Below are 17,446 nucleotides of genomic sequence, written 5' to 3'. Positions count from 1 at the left end.
GTAACGCTGGCCCCTGACAAAAGCCAGTTCGCCCGCATCCGCGGGCAAGGGGGGACCAGCATGAGTGACGGAATCGAACGGGAATCGATGGAATATGACGTGGTCATCGTGGGGGCCGGCCCTGCCGGCCTGTCCGCCGCGATCCGTCTGAAGCAACTCGATCCCGACCTGTCCGTCGTGGTGCTGGAGAAGGGGTCCGAGGTCGGCGCGCATATCCTGTCCGGTGCGGTGCTCGACCCGGTGGGCCTCAACAAGCTGATCCCCGACTGGAAGGACAAGGGCGCGCCCGTCACCGTGGCCGTGAAGCACGACAGCTTCTACATGCTCGGCGAATCCGGTCAGATCCGGCTGCCGAACTGGCCCATGCCGAAGCTGATGTCCAACCACGGGAACTACATCATCTCGCTCGGCAATCTCTGCCGCTGGCTTGCCGGCCAGGCGGAGGAACTGGGCGTGGAGATTTTCCCCGGCATGGCCTGTTCCCAGATCGTCTATGGAGAGGACGGCACGGTGAAGGGCGTCGTCGCGGGCGAGTTCGGGCGCGAGGCCGACGGCTCGGTGGGCGACAGCTACGAGCCGGGGATGGAATTGCTCGGGAAATACGTCTTCATCTCGGAGGGCGTGCGCGGCTCGCTGGCCAAGGAGATCATCGCCCGCTACGACCTCTCCGCCGGGCATGAGCCGCAGAAATTCGGCCTCGGCATGAAGGAAATCTGGGAGATCGACCCGGCCAAGCACCGCGAGGGGACGGTCATCCACACGATGGGCTGGCCGCTCGGCAAGAATGCCGATGGCGGATCGTTCATCTATCACGCCGAGAACAACCAGGTGTTCATCGGTTTCGTGGTCCACCTGAACTACAAGAACCCCTACGTCTTCCCCTACATGGAATTCCAGCGCTTCAAGCACCATCCGATGGTGGCGGAGCTTCTGAAGGGTGGCAAGCGCGTGGCCTACGGCGGCCGGGCGATCACCGAGGGCGGCTACCAGTCGCTGCCGAAGATGGTGTTCCCGGGCGGGGCGCTGCTGGGCTGTTCTGCGGGCATGGTGAACGTGCCGCGCATCAAGGGCAGTCACAACGCCATGCTGTCGGGCATCGCGGCGGCGGAGGCGGCGCAGAAGGCGATTGCTGCTGGCCGCACGGGCGACGAGCTTTCGGATTACGAGACCGAAGTCCGCACGGGGGAGATCGGGCGTGACCTGAAGAAGGTGCGCAACGTGAAGCCGCTGTGGTCGAAGATGGGGATGCTGGGCCTCGGCCTCGGCGGGTTCGACATGTGGACCAACTCGCTTTTCGGGGCGAGCCTGTTCGGCACGATGCCGCATCCCAAGACTGATGCCGCTGCCACGGAGGACGCGTCGGGCTATGCCCCGATCACTTATCCCAAGCCCGACGGCGTGCTGTCCTTCGATCGGCTGACGAATGTCTCCTTCAGCTTTACCAACCATGAGGAAAGCCAGCCCTGCCACCTGAAGCTGAAGGATCCGACGATCCCGATCAGCTACACCCTGCCAAAATTCGCCGAGCCTGCGCAGCGATATTGCCCCGCCGGCGTTTATGAGGTGATCGAAGGCGCGGAGGGGCCGCGCTTCCAGATCAACTTCCAGAACTGCGTCCACTGCAAGACCTGCGACATCAAGGATCCGCCGCAGAACATCACCTGGACGACACCCCAGGGCGGTGACGGGCCGAACTATCCGAACATGTAACATTCGGGCGAGCATCCGCCCCGCCTGCGCGGGGCGATTGCCTTGCTGGCGCCCCACGGATACGGTCACCCGAACGTTCGATCTGTGGTGCTCCTGATGTTCCAGCTTTCCCGTCTTGCCGCCTCCGTGCTCTGCGGTTCCGCCCTGCTTCTCGGGGCAACGACCGCATGGGCGGATGGCTATGCGGGGCCGTACCTCGCCGGTCGCGCCGCTGCGGGGGAGCGGGACTACCGCGCTGCCGGCACCTATTTCCACGAGGCGCTGTCTCATGATCCGGGCAATGCCCAGCTGCAGGAGTTCGCACTCCTTTCCGATATCGGCCGGGGAGAGTTCGACGCCGCGCTGAAGGTGGCGCAGGCCATGCAGCGCGAAGGGCAGGACAGCCAGCTCGCGGATCTGCTGCTGCTCGTGGACATGATCGGAAGGAAGGACTGGGCGGCGGTCAAGGCCGATGTGCAGGGCGGACCGAAGATCAGCCCGCTGATCGACGGGCTCGCGGGTGCCTGGGCGGAGTTCGGGCTTGGGCGGATGTCGGATGCGCAAGCCGCGTTCGACAAGGTTGCCGGCAACGAGCCGCTCAAGGCTTTTGCCCTTTATCACAAGGCACTGGCGCTCGCCGCCGCGGGCGATTTCGAGGGGGCGCAGGCCATTCTGGGCGGGGAGACCGGGCGGGTGGTGAGCATCACGCGCCGGGGCGTCGTCGCACAGGTGGAGGTGTTGAGCCAGCTTGACCGCGATGCCGACGCCATCGCCCTGATCGACAGCACCTTCCAGGGCGATCCGGAGATGGACGGGTTCCGGGCCCGGCTGGAGGCCGGCGAAACACTGCCCTTTGACGTGGTGCGCTCCGCGTCCGACGGCATGGCCGAAGCATTTCACGGCGTTGCGGGCGTGCTGGCGAACGGCGGGGGCGAGGATGGTTTCACGCTGGTCTATGCCCGCATGGCAGAGCACCTCCGCCCCGACTTCACCGAAGCGATCCTGATGGTTGCAGGCATACTTGAAAAGCAGGGCCAGTATGACCTTGCGACCGTCGCCTACAACCGCATCCCCCGAAACGATCCAGCCTTCCACGTGGCGGAAATGGGCCGGGCCTCCGCGCTCTATGATGGGGGTCGGACGGAGGCCGCGCTGGAGGCGATGGAACAACTGGCGAAATCCTCTCCCGATGTGCTGTCCGTGCAGGTGGCCTATGGCGACATGCTCCGTCGGCAGGAGAAGTTCGCCGAAGCCGCGCAGAGCTATGACCGGGCCATCTCTTTGCTGGGAACGCCGGGCCCGCAGCACTGGCCGCTTTTCTTTGCCCGTGGCATTGCGTTCGAACGCTCCGGCCAGTGGCCGAAGGCGGAGGCCGATTTCCGCAAGGCGCTGGAATTGTCGCCGGATCAGCCCGCCGTGCTGAACTACCTCGGCTATTCCTACGTGGAGCGGCATGAACATCTGGACGAGGCGCTGGCGATGATCCAGCGCGCGGTGGACGCCCGTCCCGATGATGGCGCGATCACCGACAGCCTTGGCTGGGCGCTCTTCCGGCTGGGCCGGTATGACGAGGCGGTCGGCCATCTTGAGCGAGCGGCGGAGCTGATGCCGGTCGACCCGGTGGTCAATGACCATCTGGGGGACGTTTTCTGGGCCGTGGGGCGCAAGCTGGAGGCCGATTTCCAGTGGCGCCGCGCCCTTTCCTTCAACCCGGAGAAAGATGAAGCGGCACGCATCCGCAAGAAGCTCTCCCTCGGCCTCGATGCGGTGCTGAAGGAGGAGGGTGCTCCGCCCATTGTGCGGACCGGCGGCGCAGATTGATCCTCCCGTGGTGCCGCAAGCAACGATCGGGGAATTCGCGCCCGCCAAGGTGAACCTCGCCCTGCATGTGACGGGGCGAAGGGCCGATGGCTACCATCTGCTTGACAGCCTGGTGATCTTTGCCGGTGTGGGGGACAGGATAACGGTCGCGCCGGGACCCCTTTCCCTCACCGTGACGGGACCGCGCGCGAAGGATGTGCCGCGGGGAGAGGGCAACCTCGTGCTGCGTGCCGCCCAGCTGATGCAAGTGGAAGCGGCAATCAGGCTCGAGAAGCGGCTGCCCGCCGCTGCGGGAATCGGGGGCGGATCGTCCGATGCGGCGGCGACACTCCGCGCGCTCGCCCGCATCACCGGGCGGGACGTGCCGGGGGCTGGCCTGTCGCTGGGGGCCGATGTGCCGGTGTGCCTCGGCGGGCGGCCCGCGCGCATGCAAGGGATCGGGGATGAAGTGGCGCCGTTGTCCGGCCTGCCGAATTTCTGGTTGGTACTGGTCAACCCTGGCGTGGAAGTGCCGACAGCCGCGGTCTTTGCCGCGCTCGTCCGGCGGGACAACGCGCCCCTTCCGCCGCTCCCGCGGCTCGCGGATGCCGCGGCGCTGGGGCATTGGCTGGCGGCTGAAACGCGCAATGATCTGGAAGAACCGGCCCGCGCCCGTGCACCTGTCATCGCAGATGTCATCGATACGATGGCGGCGCAGCCGGGATGTCACCTCGCCCGGATGTCCGGCTCGGGCGCCACGTGCTTCGGGCTGTTTGACGGCGAAGCGGAGGCGGAAGCCGCTGCGCGGGCGGTGCAGAGGCAGGGCTGGTGGATCGCTGCCGCCCCCGCGCTGCGGGAGCCGCCCGCGCTGTAGGGGTCAGTTGATCCGAGCGACCACGAAGTCGGCTAGATCGAACAGCATGGCCCTGACCGGATGATCGGGCAGAGGATCAAGCGATGCCTTTGCCCGCTCGGCCCAGGCGCGCGCTTCTGCCCGGGTTTCCTCCAGCACCCCGTGCCGGTGGAGCAGCTGCAGCGCTTCTTCCAGGTCACTGTCCCGCTGATCGCCCTTTTCGATGACGCGGCTCCAGAAGTCACGCTCCAGCGCTCCGGCCTTCGCCACCGCCTTGATGACCGGCAGCGTCAGCTTCCGCTCCCGGAAGTCGTCGCCGATGTTCTTGCCGATCTCCTGCGTGGAGCCGCCGTAATCGAGCACGTCATCGACGATCTGGAAGGCTATCCCAACCGCATCGCCGTAGTCGCGGAGCGCCGCCACCCACGCCTCCGGCGCGTCCGCGATCACCGCGCCCGATTCCGTCGCCGCGGAGAAGAGCGCCGCGGTCTTGCCCCGCACGACCTTCAGGTAGGTGGCCTCTGTCGTCGCCAGATCCTGAGCGGCGGTAAGCTGGAGCACCTCCCCCTCCGCAATCGTGGCGGAGGCGTTGGACAGGATGTCCAGCACCCGGATGGACCCCGGCTCCACCATCAACTGAAAGGCGCGGGCGAACAGGTAGTCGCCAACAAGGACGGAGGATTTGTTGTCCCACAGCAGGTTTGCCGTCGGACGTCCCCGACGTTGGCGGCTTTCGTCCACCACGTCGTCATGGAGCAGCGTCGCGGTATGGATGAACTCCACCGTCGCGGCGAGATGGATGTGATAGGGGCCGTCATAGCCCGCGAGCCGCGCGGCGGCGAGCGTCAGCATGGGGCGCAGGCGCTTGCCCCCCGCCTCGATCAGATGCGCCGTCACCTCCGGAATCCGGGGCGCATTCTCCGATGCCATACGCTCGCGGATCAGGCGGTTCACCGCCGTCATGTCCTCCGCCAGATAGGCGTTCAGCGCATCGAGGGGGTGCACGCGCGCCGGTTCCACGCCCGGCCTCGACAACCGGGGGGAAGTCACGTTTACTCCGCTCATGCGAGAAGTGCTGCGAACAAGCGACCCAACCGTCATCCCCTTTGCCGTGGCCTTGCTTCAGGGCGAGGGTATAGCCGCGTTTCCACTGGACGTCCACATGAGCATTCTCGAAGGATCCTTGGGCATTCTGCCGCGGCGCCTCATGGTGCGGGACGGCGATCTGAACCATGCGCGCCGCGTACTCACCGACAACGGCCTCACGGTCAGCGACTGATCCATGAGGACGGCCAGCAGATGATCCAGCCACTGGACGGTGCTTCCCCGCCGCGCTTCTCGGATGGTGACCTTACGTCCGACGGATTTCTCGGCGGCCGGCTTTGCATCCTGCAGCCGCGGGGCGGCTATCGTGCGGCTGTCGATCCGGTGCTTCTCGCCGCTTCGGTGCCTGCACGAGAGGGTGAGTCGGTCCTCGAACTCGGTTGCGGGGCGGGCGTGGCGAGCCTGTGTCTGGGCAGACGGGTGCCGGGGCTGCGCCTGGCCGGGGTAGAGCGTCAGGCCGCCTATGCGGACCTCGCCCGCAGAAATGCCGCGACCAACGGCATCCCGATGGCGGTGACGGAGGGCGATATCGCCGCGCTCCCTGCGATCTTGAAGGCGGAGAGCTTCGACCACGTCATAGCGAACCCACCCTATTATCGTGCGCAAGGCGGCACCCGTGCCAGCGATCCGGGGCGGGAGGCTGCGCTCCGGGAGGAAACGCCGCTCGAGCTCTGGGTAGAGACGGGGCTGAGGCGGCTCTCTCCCGGGGGGTACCTTAGCATCATTCAGGCAGCGGATCGACTACCGGAATTGCTCGCCGCGCTCTCCGCACGGACAGGGGGGATCGTAATTCTGCCGCTCGCCCCGCGGGAGGGACGCGCTGCACGGCGGATCATCTGCCGGGCGCGAAAAGGCAGCCGCGCTGCCTTCCGCCTGCTCGCACCTTTTGTGCTGCACGAAGGGGCAAATCACGAAAAAGATGGCGAAAATTTCAAGAATGATGTCTCTGAAATTCTTCGTGATGGCAAAAACCTGCCATTTTAGTAACAAATGTGCTCATCCGGTCGCCGTTACGTCATATCGCCGTTTCATTCCGGGCGTGACACGACTCGTCTCCTGTGTTCCTATTGAGGTGTGGATCACCAAAGGAGGAAGACCGTGGCAGTCAGTTCCCACCTGCAAGAGCTCCGCAAAAAGCACGCCGCGCTGTCGGCGCGCGTCGAGGAGGCGCAGCGCAGTCCAGCGACGGACGCGCTCCACATTGCCGAGATGAAGCGGCAGAAGATGCGTCTCAAGGAGCAGATCAAACGTCTTTCGACGCACTGATCGTCCGTCGCGCCTTGCCGGCGCGGGCGGCGAGAGCTGCTCCGCCGGTTATCAGCAGCGCAGCGACGAGCAGGGTGATACTGGCTTCGGCGATGCCTGCGATGATCAGCGCGAGCGTGGATAGCAACGGGGCAGCATAGCTGGCAACACCCAGCAGTTGCACATCTCCCCGCTTCATCCCCACGTCCCACGTGTAGAAGGCGATGCCTACCGGTCCCAGTCCCAGCAAAAGGACAGAGGCCCAGCCCATGGGGCTGTCGGGCCAGACCGTTGGCTCGAATTTCATATGCGCCACGGCGGAAAGCACCGCCGTGGCAATACAGAATACGGCCACGCTCTCGGTCGGCACGGTGCCAAGCCTGCGCGAGATGAGCGAATAGGCCGTCCACGTCAGGGCACAGCCAAAGGCCAGCATCTGCCCCAGCCCGGATGCCGCACCGTCTGACCCCTTGCCCAGCACGATGAGCGCTGCGCCCGCGAAGGCGAGCAGCGCGCCCGCGATATGCCCGCCGCGAAGCCGTTCACCGGGAAGCAGCGCGGACCCCAGCACGATAAACAATGGCCAAAGATAGGCGATCAGCCCCGTTTCTGCCGTCGGGCTAAGACGGAAGGCATAGAAATAGAGAATATGGTATCCGAAAAGCCCGGCCGTTCCAAAGGCATAGACGGAAATTGGCACCTGCCGCAGCCGATGTGCCGTGCCGGAGATACTCATCCAGATCACGCCGACCATCCCGCCGATGCCGAAACACAGCGCATTCAGCAGGAGCGGGGGGACTGGAGACGATCCTATGGTGAACAGTGCCAGCAAGGCCCACAGAAGCACCGCCGACAGGCCGATGAGGGTCGCCCGGCTGCGGGACGCGTCAGAGTGACGCATCCCCCCGGCGCCGGGCAAAAGCCCGCTCGGTTGGGGCGAGGAGGGTTCAGACAAGGTGCTGTCCGGACTCAGACAAAGAATTGCCCGCCATTTGCCGTGATGGTCGAGCCTGTGATGAAGCCCGCGTCGTCGGAGGCGAGGAACACCACACAACGCGCGATCTCTTCCGGCTGGCCGAGTCGTCCGGTCGGGATTTGTGCCACGATGCTTTCCCGCACCTTCTCCGGCACGGCCATGACCATCTCCGTGGCAATATAGCCCGGTGCGATGGCGTTCACCGTGATACCCGCGCGCGCGCCTTCCTGTGCCAGCGCCTTGGTGAAGCCCAGATCGCCTGCCTTGGCGGCGGAGTAATTCGCCTGCCCCACCTGTCCCTTCTGCCCGTTGATGGAGGAGATAGAAATCACGCGGCCGAATTTCCGCTCCCGCATCCCCGGCCAGAGCGGGTGGGTCATATTGAACAACCCGCTGAGATTGGTGTCGATCACCTCACGCCATTGATCGGGCGTCATCTTGTGAAAGAGCGAGTCCCGCGTGATCCCAGCGTTGTTCACCAGAACATCGATCGGGCCGAGCGCCTCCTCCACCTCGGCGATTCCCGCCTTGCAGGCTTCGTAATCGGCCACCGACCAACGGAAGGCTGGAATGCCGGTGTCGCGGCTGAATTCCTCCGCCGCGGCGCTGTTGCCCGCATAATTCGCGGCAACCTTGTAGCCCGCATCCCGGAGCGCGAGAGAGATGGCTGCGCCGATCCCCCTCGTGCCACCCGTCACCAATGCGACTCTAGACATAGCTTCCCCCCTCTCCTGAAATCATTTGTGCGGCAATGATAGTCCGGCGTCGCTCACCCGCGTTCGAGACACATCGCCACACCCATTCCGCCGCCGATGCAGAGCGTCGCGAGACCCTTCTTCGCGTCACGCCGGGTCATCTCGTGCAGCAGCGTGTTGAGGATGCGGGCACCCGAAGCGCCGATCGGGTGGCCGATGGCGATGGCGCCACCGTTCACGTTCACGATCTCCGGATCCCAGCCCATCTCCTTGTTCACCGCCAGCGCCTGCGCCGCGAAGGCTTCGTTCGCCTCCACCAGATCGAGGTCCGACACCTTCCAGCCCGCCTTCTCCAGCGCCCTGCGCGAGGCGGGGATCGGCCCGGTGCCCATGATCGCCGGATCGACCCCGGCGGTGGCCCAGGAGGCGATGCGCGCGATGGGTTTCAGGCCGCGCCGCGCCGCTTCCTCCTCCGTCATCAGCAGAACGCCCGCTGCGCCGTCATTGATGCCGGAGGCATTGGCGGCGGTGACGGTGCCATCCTTGGTGAAGGCGGGTTTCAGCTTGGCCATCGCCTCCATGGTCGCACCGTGGCGGATGTATTCGTCGGCATCCACCGTCACATCGCCCTTGCGGGTCTTCAGCACGACGGGAACGATCTCATCCCGGAAGCGCCCGGCCTTCTGTGCGGCCTCGGCCTTGTTCTGGGAGGCGACGGCGAATTCGTCCTGCGCTTCACGCGTGATCTGGAACTTGGCGGCGACATTCTCTGCCGTCTGGCCCATGTGGTAGCCGTTGAAGGCGTCCCACAGCCCGTCGCGGATCATCGAATCGATGAACTTGATGTCGCCCATCTTGGTGCCCGCGCGCAGATGCTGCACATGGGGGGAAAGGGACATGCTCTCCTGCCCCCCCGCCGCGATCACGGCGGCATCCCCAAGCTGGATGTGCTGCGCGCCGATCGCCACGGCACGAAGCCCGGAGCCACAGACCTGATTGATGCCCCATGCGGCGGATTCGATCGGCAGACCGGCGTTCACATGCGCCTGACGGGCCGGGTTCTGGCCCTGCCCTGCAGGGAGGACCTGGCCGAGGATGGTCTCCGAGACATCCTCCCGCGCGATGCCTGCGCGCTCCACCAGGGCCTCCAGCACGACCTTGCCCAGTTCGTGGGCAGGCGTGGATGCGAAAGAGCCGTTGAAACTGCCGACCGGAGTACGGGCGGCTGAAACGATCACGACATTGGTCATGGCAATTCTCCCCTTGGGCCGGGATGCGTGGACGCACCGGCGCTTGTGCAATCTATGGCGGCTCACCACAGAGAGCGCAACACCGACGGCGGTGGCATGCCGCACCTTGACCCTGGTGGTAAAAAGTTCATTTTTCGTTCTCAAAAGGAGCGTTGCACATGAGCGTCGAGACATCGCCGGCCCGTTGCGGCTGGTGCGGAACCGACCCGCTATATGTCACCTATCACGATACGGAATGGGGCGTTCCGCTGCGGGAGGGGCGCGCCCTGTGGGAGCTTCTACAGCTGGAAGGGTTCCAGGCGGGCTTGTCGTGGATCACCATCCTGCGCAAACGGGAGGCCTTCCGGCGGGCCTTCGCCGGGTTCGATCCGGCGGTTGTCGCCGGGTGGCAGGAGGCAGAGGTGGCCCGTCTGCTGACGGATGCCGGCATCGTCCAGCACCGCGGCAAGATCGAGGCCACCATCGGCAATGCGCGGGCCTTCCTTGCCCTCGGGGGTGCAGAGCCGTTCGCCGATCTGGTGTGGAGCCATGCGCCCCGCGACCACGTGCCGCCGGAGACGATGGCGCAGGTGCCGACGAAGACGGCCGATTCCATTGCCTTGTCCAAGGCGCTGTCCCGCGCGGGATTCCGCTTCTGCGGGCCGACGACGGTCTATGCCTTCATGCAGTCGGCGGGCCTGGTCAACGACCATGTCGGCGCCTGCTTCCGTCAGGGGATCATTGCGAGGGCCGGATCAGCGCCTCGATGATCGCCGCAGCCTCCGGCGTGTCCCAGTCGGCGTCGCCGATCAGGCGGGCGACCTCCCTGCCGTCTGCATCGACCAGAACGGAGACGGGAAGCCCCAGCACGCCCATGTCGCGCGCCATCTGCATCTTCGGATCGCGCAGGCGCGGCAGTTCCGTCACGCCGATCTCGTTGAGGAACTTGTCCACGCCCCGCGCATCCGAGCGACCGGTCGCAACGGTAACCACTTCGAAAGGCGTATCGGCCATCTTCTTCTGAAGCCGCTCGAGGGACGGCATCTCCTCCCGGCAGGGGGCGCACCACGTTGCCCAGAAGTTGATGAGCACCGGTTTCCCCCGCCATTCGGCGATGGAGCGCGGGTTGCCCGCCTCATCCTCCAGCGCGGCGGAGGAGAGGTCGGGCGGGTTGGCGGAGAGGGTGAGCTTGCGCATGTCGCCCGCGCGGGCCGCTTCCATCGCGGGCAGATCCGCCGCGAAGACATGAGGCGTGTTTACGCCAAGCCCGAGGGCCGCGTATAGGAAAAGGGATCGAATGCGCATGTTTCCTCCAGAGGCCACGATGACCAGTATGACCGACAAAGGCACTTCCGACACGGGCGCGAACTCCATGTGGGGTGGCCGCTTCGCCGCAGGGCCGGACGCGATCATGGAGGCGATCAACGCCTCCATCGGGTTCGACCAGCGGCTTGCGGCGCAGGACATCCGCGGCTCGCGCGCCCATGCCGCGATGCTGGCGGTGACGGGCATCATCTCCGATACCGATGCGCAGGCGATCGGGGAAGGGCTGCTCACGGTCTTGTCAGAGATCGAGGGCGGCGCATTCAAGTTCCGCACCGATCTGGAAGACATCCACATGAACGTGGAGGCCCGGCTGAAGGAGATCATCGGGGAGCCGGCGGGCCGGTTGCACACCGCACGGAGCCGGAACGATCAGGTCGCGCTCGACTTCCGCCTCTGGGTGCGGGACCAGACGGACGCGGTGATCGCCGGGTTGGAACTGCTGATCCGCGCCTTCCTCGCCCAGGCGGAGAAGGGGGCGGATTGGGTCATGCCGGGCTTCACCCATCTCCAGACCGCGCAACCCGTGACCTGGGGTCATCACATGATGGCCTATGTGGAGATGCTGGGCCGGGACATGGGGCGCTTTCAGGACGCCCGCACCCGCATGAATGAAAGCCCGCTCGGCGCCGCCGCGCTGGCCGGCACGTCCTTCCCCATCGACCGGGAGATGACGGCACAGGAACTGGGCTTCGACCGGCCGATGGCCAATTCGCTGGACGCGGTGGCGGACCGGGATTTCGCGCTGGAGTTCCTTTCCGCCGCCTCCATCTGCGCCATGCACCTGTCGCGCTTTGCGGAGGAGCTGGTGATCTGGTCTTCCGCCCAGTTCCGTTTCGCGCGGCTGTCCGACCGGTTCTCCACCGGCTCCTCCATCATGCCGCAGAAGCGCAACCCGGATGCGGCGGAGCTTCTGCGCGCCAAGCTGGGCCGGATCCTCGGCGCGACGGTCGCGCTCTTCACCATCATGAAGGGCCTGCCGCTCACCTATTCCAAGGACATGCAGGAGGACAAGGAACAGGTCTTCGACGCCGCCGACAACCTGATCCTGTCGCTCGCCGCGATGGAGGGCATGGTGCGCGACCTGACCGCCAATGTCCCGGTGTTGGAGTCCGCCGCCGCCTCCGGCTTCTCCACGGCGACCGACCTTGCCGACTGGCTGGTGCGGGAACTGGGGCTGCCGTTCCGCGATGCCCATCATGTCACCGGCACGCTTGTCGCCATGGCGGAGAAGAAAGACGTCGATCTGCCGGAACTCACGCTGGCCGATATGCAGTCGGTACATTCGGGCATCCGGGACGATGTGTTCGCGGTTCTGGGCGTTCACAATTCCGTCCGCAGCCGCCAGAGCTATGGCGGTACCGCGCCCGATCAGGTGCGCCGCCAGATCGCCCGCTGGAAGGAGAAGCTGGCGTGAGGCTTCTGCCGCTTCTGGCACTTCTGGCGCTGTCGGCCTGCGGGGCCGACGGTGTGCCGCTCTATCCGGACGGAACCCCAGCCACCTATATCGACACGCGGCAGGAGGGTGTGACGATCTCCCCCTCCGCGCAGTGGGTGGAGCCGCCGCGAACGCCGCGCTCCTGACAAGGTCCATATCTGACGGCCTTTGACGTTTTCCGGAGCGCCAAGCCGATCGTTCCGCAGGGCCCGGCCGGATTCTGCGACCGGCCCGAACCGACACGTGCCGGGCGCGGCCCGGAAACACGGTCGTTGGGAAATGCGCGAACGCGGGGCAGGCGGCCCGCGGGCAGGACTTCTGCCGGGCCGGAAACGGGAAGTGCGGATAAGGATCCGGCAGTGGCCCCGAATGCAGTGGCCCTGAATATTGTTCGCTTGATCGTCTGACCGCTGATCCCCTGACTGATGACCGCCTGACTGCTGGTACTGATCACGCGCGGTTCTTCAGATGCCAGCGGCGTTGTTCTTCATCCAAGGAAATCCAGCACCAACTTGGCGTTCAGCGCCATGATGATCGCTGCGATCGCCCATGCGGTGATGCCAAGCCAGCGCGGGGCGACGAGGGGCCCCATCTTCCGCCTGTCGCAGGTGAACAGCACCAGCGGCACGACGGCGAAGGTGAGTTGCAGGCTGAGCACCACCTGCGTCAGGATGAGCAGTTCCCCTGTCGCGCGCGGTCCGTAGAGCAGGGTGACCGCGGCAGCAGGAACGATGGCGATGGCGCGGGTGACCAACCGGCGGATCCATGGTTTGAGCCGGATTTGGAGAAACCCCTCCATCACCGCCTGTCCTGCAAGTGTGGCCGTTACCGTGGAGTTCAGTCCGCAACACAGAAGTGCCACCGCAAAGAGCGTCGGCGCGATGGCCGAGCCGAGAAGCGGACCGAGAAGCTTGTGGGCATCGTCGATCTCCGCGAGTTCGGTGTGTCCCGCGCCGTGAAAACTCGCGGCGGCAAGGATCAGGATGGCCGCGTTTATGAGCAGCGCGAACATCAGTGCGATGGTCGAATCCAGCGTCGAGTAGGTCAGCGCGGCCCGCTTCTCCGCCACCGTATCGCCATAGGCGCGGGTCTGGACGATGGCGGAGTGCAGGTAGAGATTGTGCGGCATGACCGTGGCGCCGAGGATTCCGAGGGCGAGATACAGCATCTCCGGGTTCCGCAGGACTTCCGTCGTGGGGAAGAAACCGCGCAGCACGCCACCCCAGTCGGGATGGGCCAGGAGGATCTGCACGCAGAAGCTGAAGGTGATTACCCCCAGAAGGGCGATGACGAACGCCTCCAGCCAGCGGAAGCCCTTGTGCTGCAACCATAGGATCAGGAACACATCGAGCGATGTGAGCAGCACGCCGAGTTCCAGCGGCACGCCGAACAGCAGGTTCAGCCCGATGGCGGTACCGATCACCTCGGCGATGTCGGTCGCGATGATCGCGACCTCTGCCGCAGCCCATAGCGGGATGGAAACCCATCGCGGAAAGGCATCCCGGCAGGCCTGCGCCAGATCGCGGCCGGAGCCGATGGCCAGTCGGGCGCAGAGCGACTGGAGCACGATGGCCATGATGTTGGACAGCAACGCCACGAACAGCAGGGTGTAGCCGAAGCGTGATCCCCCCGCGAGCGAGGTAGCCCAGTTGCCGGGGTCCATGTAGCCCACCGCAACCATGTAGCCCGGCCCGATGAAGGCGGCGAAGCGCCGCCAGCGACCCTTGGGCACCGCGACACTCGAATGCACGTCCGACAGCGCGGCCTCTCCCCGGTCCTGCCGCCAGCCGGAGCTGGGGCCGGAGCCGATCTCGCTCAGTCTGAAATTGTCCGGCATGGGGACGGTGCCTAAAATTGAGAAGCGTTCGCAATCTAGGCGCGCCTTGGCCCGTGTCAACGGAAATGCGGGCAAGGAACAAACCCTCCGGCAGCCCGTTCGCTTCGGAAAGCACAGGAGATTCGGATGGCGATGATCGAGACCCGCGATGGGACCAAGCTCTATGTGAAGGACTGGGGACAGGGGCGGCCTGTGGTGTTGCTGCATGGCTGGCCCCTGTCTTCCGATACCTGGGATGATACCGGCATGGCGCTTGCTGCAGCGGGCCATCGGGTGATCGCATATGACCGGCGCGGCTTCGGACGGTCGGAGCAGCCGTGGACGGGCTATGACTACGATACGCTGGCCGACGATCTGGCGGATGTTCTGGCAGCCACTGGCGCCGAGGATGCGGCGCTCGTCGGCTTCTCCATGGGGGGCGGAGAGGTTGCGCGCTACCTGTCCCGTCACGGCTCCACACGTATCTGGGCGGCGGGACTGATCTCCTCCGTGGTGCCCTACATGCTGAAGACGCCGGACAATCCCGACGGGACACCGCAGGAGGTGTTCGACGAGATGGCGAAGGGCATGAAGGAGGACCGCGCCCATTTCTTCGCCGACTTCTTCAAGACTTTCTACGGAAAGACTCTGATGCAGGGGGGCGGCCTGCTGACCGGTGGCGTCAGCGACGAGGTCGTTCAGTGGTCATGCAATCTTGCGATGCAGGCGAGCCTCAAGGCGACATTGGCCTGTGCGGAGGCCTTCGCAACCACGGATTTCCGCACCGATCTCACCGCTTTCACCATGCCGACGCTCATCATCCATGGAACGGGCGACAAGACGGTGCCGATCGACCCCTCCGCCCGCGCGGCGGCGCATGGCATCGCGAACAGCCAGCTGGTGGAGTACGAGGGCGGGCCGCACGGGTTGCAGGCCTCTCACAAGGAGCGGCTGACCGCGGATCTGCTGGCATTCCTGCGCTGACCACCAAAAGGATCATGACCCCTGCGGGACCATCCCGGCAATTGGCTCTCGCAGGGCGGTCACAACTTGCTATAACGGCAGGCAAAGCAAGGAGCCTGCCATGTCCCTCTCCCCCATCGACCGGGCCAAGGTCGTTGCCGCCCGCCGCGCCGTGGACTTCATCGAGGACGGAATGAAGGTGGGCCTGGGCACCGGCTCGACCGCTGCCTTCATGGTGCGGCGGCTGGGCGAAGTGGTGCGGGAGGAGGGGCTTCGAGTCACCGCGGTGCCGACCTCCACGCGCACGGCGGATCTCGCGCGGGAACTCGGCATTCCGCTCACCACGCTGGATGAGGCGGGCTGGCTCGACGTGACCATCGACGGGGCGGATGAATTCGACGGGGCGCTCAATCTTGTCAAGGGCGGCGGCGGGGCGTTGCTGCGGGAGAAGATCGTGGCGACGGCCTCCGACCGGATGATCGTCATCGCGGATGCGGCCAAGGAGGTCGGCATGCTCGGCGCCTTCGACCTGCCTGTGGAGGTGATTCCTTTCGGCATGCAGGCCACGCGCACGCTGATCGAGGAGGTTCTGGCCGGGCAGGATGTGATGGGCCGCACCCTTACCCTGCGGATGGCGGGGGAGCGGCCTTTCGTCACGGACGAGGGCAACCATATCTTCGATCTCTCGCTGGCACGGATCGGCAATCCCGGCTCTCTGGCGCTCATGCTGAACCAGATCCCCGGCGTGGTGGAGAACGGGCTTTTCATCGACATCTGCGATACCGTTGTCATCGGCTATGCGGACGGGCGGGTGGAACTGCGCGACCTTGATGCCGGGACCGTTTCCATCGAACGGAGCGATCTGGGCGAGGGCGACAACATCTTCGCGGATCTCTAGGAGCAGTCGCATGTCCTTCGACCTCGACCTGTTCGTGATCGGCGCGGGTTCCGGCGGCGTGCGTGCGGCCCGTGTTGCGGCGCAGTCCGGCGCGAGGGTCGCCGTCGCGGAGGAATACCGCGTGGGCGGCACCTGTGTCATCCGCGGCTGCGTGCCGAAGAAGCTGATGGTCTTCGCCTCCTCCTTTCCGGCGGTGGTGGAGGACGCGCGCACCTATGGTTGGGACGCGAGCATCGGCAGCTTCGACTGGAGCCGCTTCCGCAAGGCGCTGCATGACGAGCTGGACCGGCTCGAAGCGATCTACCGCGCCAATCTGGAGCGGGCGGGTGTCACAATCCATGCCGCCCGCGCGGTGCTGGAGGATGCCCATACCGTCCGGCTCGACAGCGGTGAGAGATTCACTGCGAAGCATATCCTGATCGCGACGGGCGGCGCGCCCTTCATCCCGGAGATTACGGGGCGGGAGCTTGCCTCCACCTCCAACGACATGTTTCTGATGGAGGAGCTGCCGCGCTCCGTCCTCGTGGTGGGCGGCGGGTATATCGCCTGCGAATTCGCCTGCATTCTCAATAGTCTTGGCGTGGATGTGACGCTGGCCTACCGCGGCCCGCAAGTCCTGCGCCCCTTCGACGAGGAGGTCCGCGGCCACGTCTCCGCCGCAATGCGGGGCGCGGGCATCGACATCCGCACGGAGACGGATGTGGCGGCGCTGCATCCCGCTGCGGATGGCGTGCGCGTTGCCTTCGCCGATGGCGGGCAGGGTGACTACGGGCGCGTGCTCTACGCCACCGGCCGGGCGCCCTCGACCGGTGGGCTGGGACTGGAGGCGCTGGGCGTGCGGCTGCGCAAGTCGGGGGCCATCGCGGTGGACGAGTGGTCACAGACCTCCGTCCCGTCCATCTATGCGGTGGGCGACGTGACCGACCGGGTGAACCTCACGCCCGTCGCCATCCGGGAGGGGCAGGCCTTCGCCGAGACCGTGTTCCACGGCACTCCCGCGAAGGCGGATCATGACCTCGTCCCCTCTGCCGTGTTCACTCAGCCGGAAATGGCCGGGATCGGCATGACGGAGCAGGAGGGGCGGGAACGGGGCGGGGTGCAGATCTACTCCACCGCCTTTCGCCCGATGCGGACGCTCTTCGCAGGGCGGGATGATCGGGTGCTGATGAAACTGGTGGTGGACAGCGAAAGCCGCCGCGTGCTCGGGTGTCACATCGTCGCACCGGAAGCGGGGGAGATGATCCAGCTTGCCGCGATTGCGGTGAAGATGGGCGCGACCAAGGAAGACTTCGACAGAACTGTGGCCGTTCATCCCACGATGGCAGAGGAACTGGTCACCATGAAGGCGCCCTCCCGGTCATGGTGACGCACCCTCCGGCGCTTGACATGAGCGGCGATAGTCCACAGTTGGCACCTC

Annotated in this window: 18 protein-coding genes; 12 read left to right on the top strand and 6 right to left on the bottom strand. The window is 65.7% G+C overall.

The window, feature by feature from the left end:
* The first annotated feature begins 60 nt into the window (after nucleotides 1-60).
* The 3 genes from CG51_RS03015 (at nucleotide 61) to CG51_RS03005 (ending at nucleotide 4,363) form a co-directional block, all read left to right on the top strand.
* Nucleotides 61-1,710 (top strand): electron transfer flavoprotein-ubiquinone oxidoreductase, encoded by a 1,650-nt coding sequence (locus tag CG51_RS03015; protein ID WP_035741646.1) that lies wholly within the window; start codon nucleotides 61-63, stop codon nucleotides 1,708-1,710.
* 96 nt (nucleotides 1,711-1,806) lie between these two features.
* Nucleotides 1,807-3,510, top strand: coding sequence for a tetratricopeptide repeat protein (locus tag CG51_RS03010; protein ID WP_051930028.1), 1,704 nt, complete (start codon nucleotides 1,807-1,809; stop codon nucleotides 3,508-3,510).
* 7 nt (nucleotides 3,511-3,517) lie between these two features.
* The gene (locus CG51_RS03005) at nucleotides 3,518-4,363 is read left to right on the top strand and encodes a 4-(cytidine 5'-diphospho)-2-C-methyl-D-erythritol kinase (RefSeq protein WP_416171651.1); all 846 of its coding nucleotides are present in this window, start codon (nucleotides 3,518-3,520) and stop codon (nucleotides 4,361-4,363) included.
* Nucleotides 4,364-4,366: 3 nt separating this feature from the next.
* Here the strand turns inward: CG51_RS03005 and CG51_RS03000 are convergent, their stop codons facing one another.
* Nucleotides 4,367-5,305 carry a polyprenyl synthetase family protein gene (locus CG51_RS03000; protein ID WP_233141244.1) on the bottom strand — a complete coding sequence of 313 codons (939 nt, stop codon included), beginning with the start codon at nucleotides 5,303-5,305 and terminating at the stop codon, nucleotides 4,367-4,369.
* Nucleotides 5,306-5,405: 100 nt separating this feature from the next.
* Here CG51_RS03000 and CG51_RS02995 point away from each other — a divergent pair, with 100 nt between their 5' ends.
* The 3 genes from CG51_RS02995 to CG51_RS19380 all read left to right on the top strand — a co-directional run bounded on the left by CG51_RS02995 (nucleotide 5,406) and on the right by CG51_RS19380 (nucleotide 6,712).
* Nucleotides 5,406-5,621, top strand: a complete 216-nt coding sequence (locus tag CG51_RS02995) for a putative signal transducing protein (RefSeq protein ID WP_035741642.1) — start codon at nucleotides 5,406-5,408, stop codon at nucleotides 5,619-5,621.
* Nucleotides 5,622-5,641: 20 nt separating this feature from the next.
* The gene (locus tag CG51_RS02990; protein ID WP_051930002.1) at nucleotides 5,642-6,430 is read left to right on the top strand and encodes a tRNA1(Val) (adenine(37)-N6)-methyltransferase; all 789 of its coding nucleotides are present in this window, start codon (nucleotides 5,642-5,644) and stop codon (nucleotides 6,428-6,430) included.
* A 114-nt stretch (nucleotides 6,431-6,544) separates the two neighbouring features.
* On the top strand, nucleotides 6,545-6,712 hold the full coding sequence (locus CG51_RS19380; protein ID WP_084695003.1) for a YdcH family protein: 168 nt from the start codon (nucleotides 6,545-6,547) through the stop codon (nucleotides 6,710-6,712).
* On the opposite strand, the gene yddG is transcribed toward CG51_RS19380, so the two are convergent.
* The 3 genes from yddG to CG51_RS02975 form a co-directional block, all read right to left on the bottom strand.
* Entirely contained in the window at nucleotides 6,690-7,592 is a 903-nt protein-coding gene (yddG, locus tag CG51_RS02985; RefSeq protein ID WP_035741640.1) for an aromatic amino acid exporter YddG, read from the bottom strand. The two genes, CG51_RS19380 and yddG, sit on opposite strands and share 23 nt — an antisense overlap.
* Nucleotides 7,593-7,660: 68 nt before the next feature.
* Nucleotides 7,661-8,383, bottom strand: a complete 723-nt coding sequence (phbB, locus tag CG51_RS02980; protein ID WP_035741638.1) for a beta-ketoacyl-ACP reductase — start codon at nucleotides 8,381-8,383, stop codon at nucleotides 7,661-7,663.
* Between the two features lie 53 nt (nucleotides 8,384-8,436).
* Nucleotides 8,437-9,612, bottom strand: coding sequence for an acetyl-CoA C-acetyltransferase (locus CG51_RS02975; RefSeq protein WP_035741636.1), 1,176 nt, complete (start codon nucleotides 9,610-9,612; stop codon nucleotides 8,437-8,439).
* A 158-nt stretch (nucleotides 9,613-9,770) separates the two neighbouring features.
* Between CG51_RS02975 and CG51_RS02970 the strand changes: the two genes are divergently transcribed.
* Nucleotides 9,771-10,361, top strand: coding sequence for a DNA-3-methyladenine glycosylase I (locus CG51_RS02970; RefSeq protein ID WP_035741634.1), 591 nt, complete (start codon nucleotides 9,771-9,773; stop codon nucleotides 10,359-10,361).
* On the opposite strand, the gene CG51_RS02965 is transcribed toward CG51_RS02970, so the two are convergent.
* On the bottom strand, nucleotides 10,330-10,896 hold the full coding sequence (locus tag CG51_RS02965) for a TlpA disulfide reductase family protein (RefSeq protein ID WP_035741633.1): 567 nt from the start codon (nucleotides 10,894-10,896) through the stop codon (nucleotides 10,330-10,332). The two genes, CG51_RS02970 and CG51_RS02965, sit on opposite strands and share 32 nt — an antisense overlap.
* 28 nt (nucleotides 10,897-10,924) lie before the next feature.
* On the opposite strand from CG51_RS02965, the gene argH reads away from it, so the two are divergent.
* Both argH and CG51_RS19910 read left to right on the top strand, forming a co-directional pair.
* Nucleotides 10,925-12,331: an argininosuccinate lyase gene (argH, locus tag CG51_RS02960; protein ID WP_035742048.1), complete on the top strand. Its 1,407-nt coding sequence runs from the start codon at nucleotides 10,925-10,927 to the stop codon at nucleotides 12,329-12,331.
* The gene (locus CG51_RS19910; protein ID WP_156961328.1) at nucleotides 12,328-12,498 is read left to right on the top strand and encodes a hypothetical protein; all 171 of its coding nucleotides are present in this window, start codon (nucleotides 12,328-12,330) and stop codon (nucleotides 12,496-12,498) included. Before argH ends, CG51_RS19910 begins: the two co-directional genes overlap by 4 nt.
* Nucleotides 12,499-12,839: 341 nt before the next feature.
* On the opposite strand, the gene CG51_RS02955 is transcribed toward CG51_RS19910, so the two are convergent.
* Nucleotides 12,840-14,189 carry an Nramp family divalent metal transporter gene (locus CG51_RS02955; RefSeq protein ID WP_051930001.1) on the bottom strand — a complete coding sequence of 450 codons (1,350 nt, stop codon included), beginning with the start codon at nucleotides 14,187-14,189 and terminating at the stop codon, nucleotides 12,840-12,842.
* Nucleotides 14,190-14,315: 126 nt separating this feature from the next.
* Between CG51_RS02955 and CG51_RS02950 the strand changes: the two genes are divergently transcribed.
* The 3 genes from CG51_RS02950 to gorA all read left to right on the top strand — a co-directional run bounded on the left by CG51_RS02950 (nucleotide 14,316) and on the right by gorA (nucleotide 17,395).
* Nucleotides 14,316-15,152 carry an alpha/beta fold hydrolase gene (locus CG51_RS02950; RefSeq protein WP_035741631.1) on the top strand — a complete coding sequence of 279 codons (837 nt, stop codon included), beginning with the start codon at nucleotides 14,316-14,318 and terminating at the stop codon, nucleotides 15,150-15,152.
* A gap of 100 nt (nucleotides 15,153-15,252) precedes the next feature.
* A complete protein-coding gene (gene rpiA / locus CG51_RS02945; protein WP_035741629.1) occupies nucleotides 15,253-16,029 on the top strand; it encodes a ribose-5-phosphate isomerase RpiA in 777 nt (258 codons plus the stop codon).
* A gap of 10 nt (nucleotides 16,030-16,039) precedes the next feature.
* Nucleotides 16,040-17,395 carry a glutathione-disulfide reductase gene (gene gorA / locus CG51_RS02940; protein WP_035741628.1) on the top strand — a complete coding sequence of 452 codons (1,356 nt, stop codon included), beginning with the start codon at nucleotides 16,040-16,042 and terminating at the stop codon, nucleotides 17,393-17,395.
* Nucleotides 17,396-17,446 lie beyond the last annotated feature (51 nt).

It is taken from the genome of Haematobacter missouriensis (assembly GCF_000740775.1).
GTDB classification, from domain to species: Bacteria; Pseudomonadota; Alphaproteobacteria; order Rhodobacterales; family Rhodobacteraceae; genus Haematobacter; species Haematobacter missouriensis.
The sequence above is the reverse complement of the archived record's forward strand: the minus strand, read 5'-3'. Positions and strand labels throughout refer to the sequence as shown.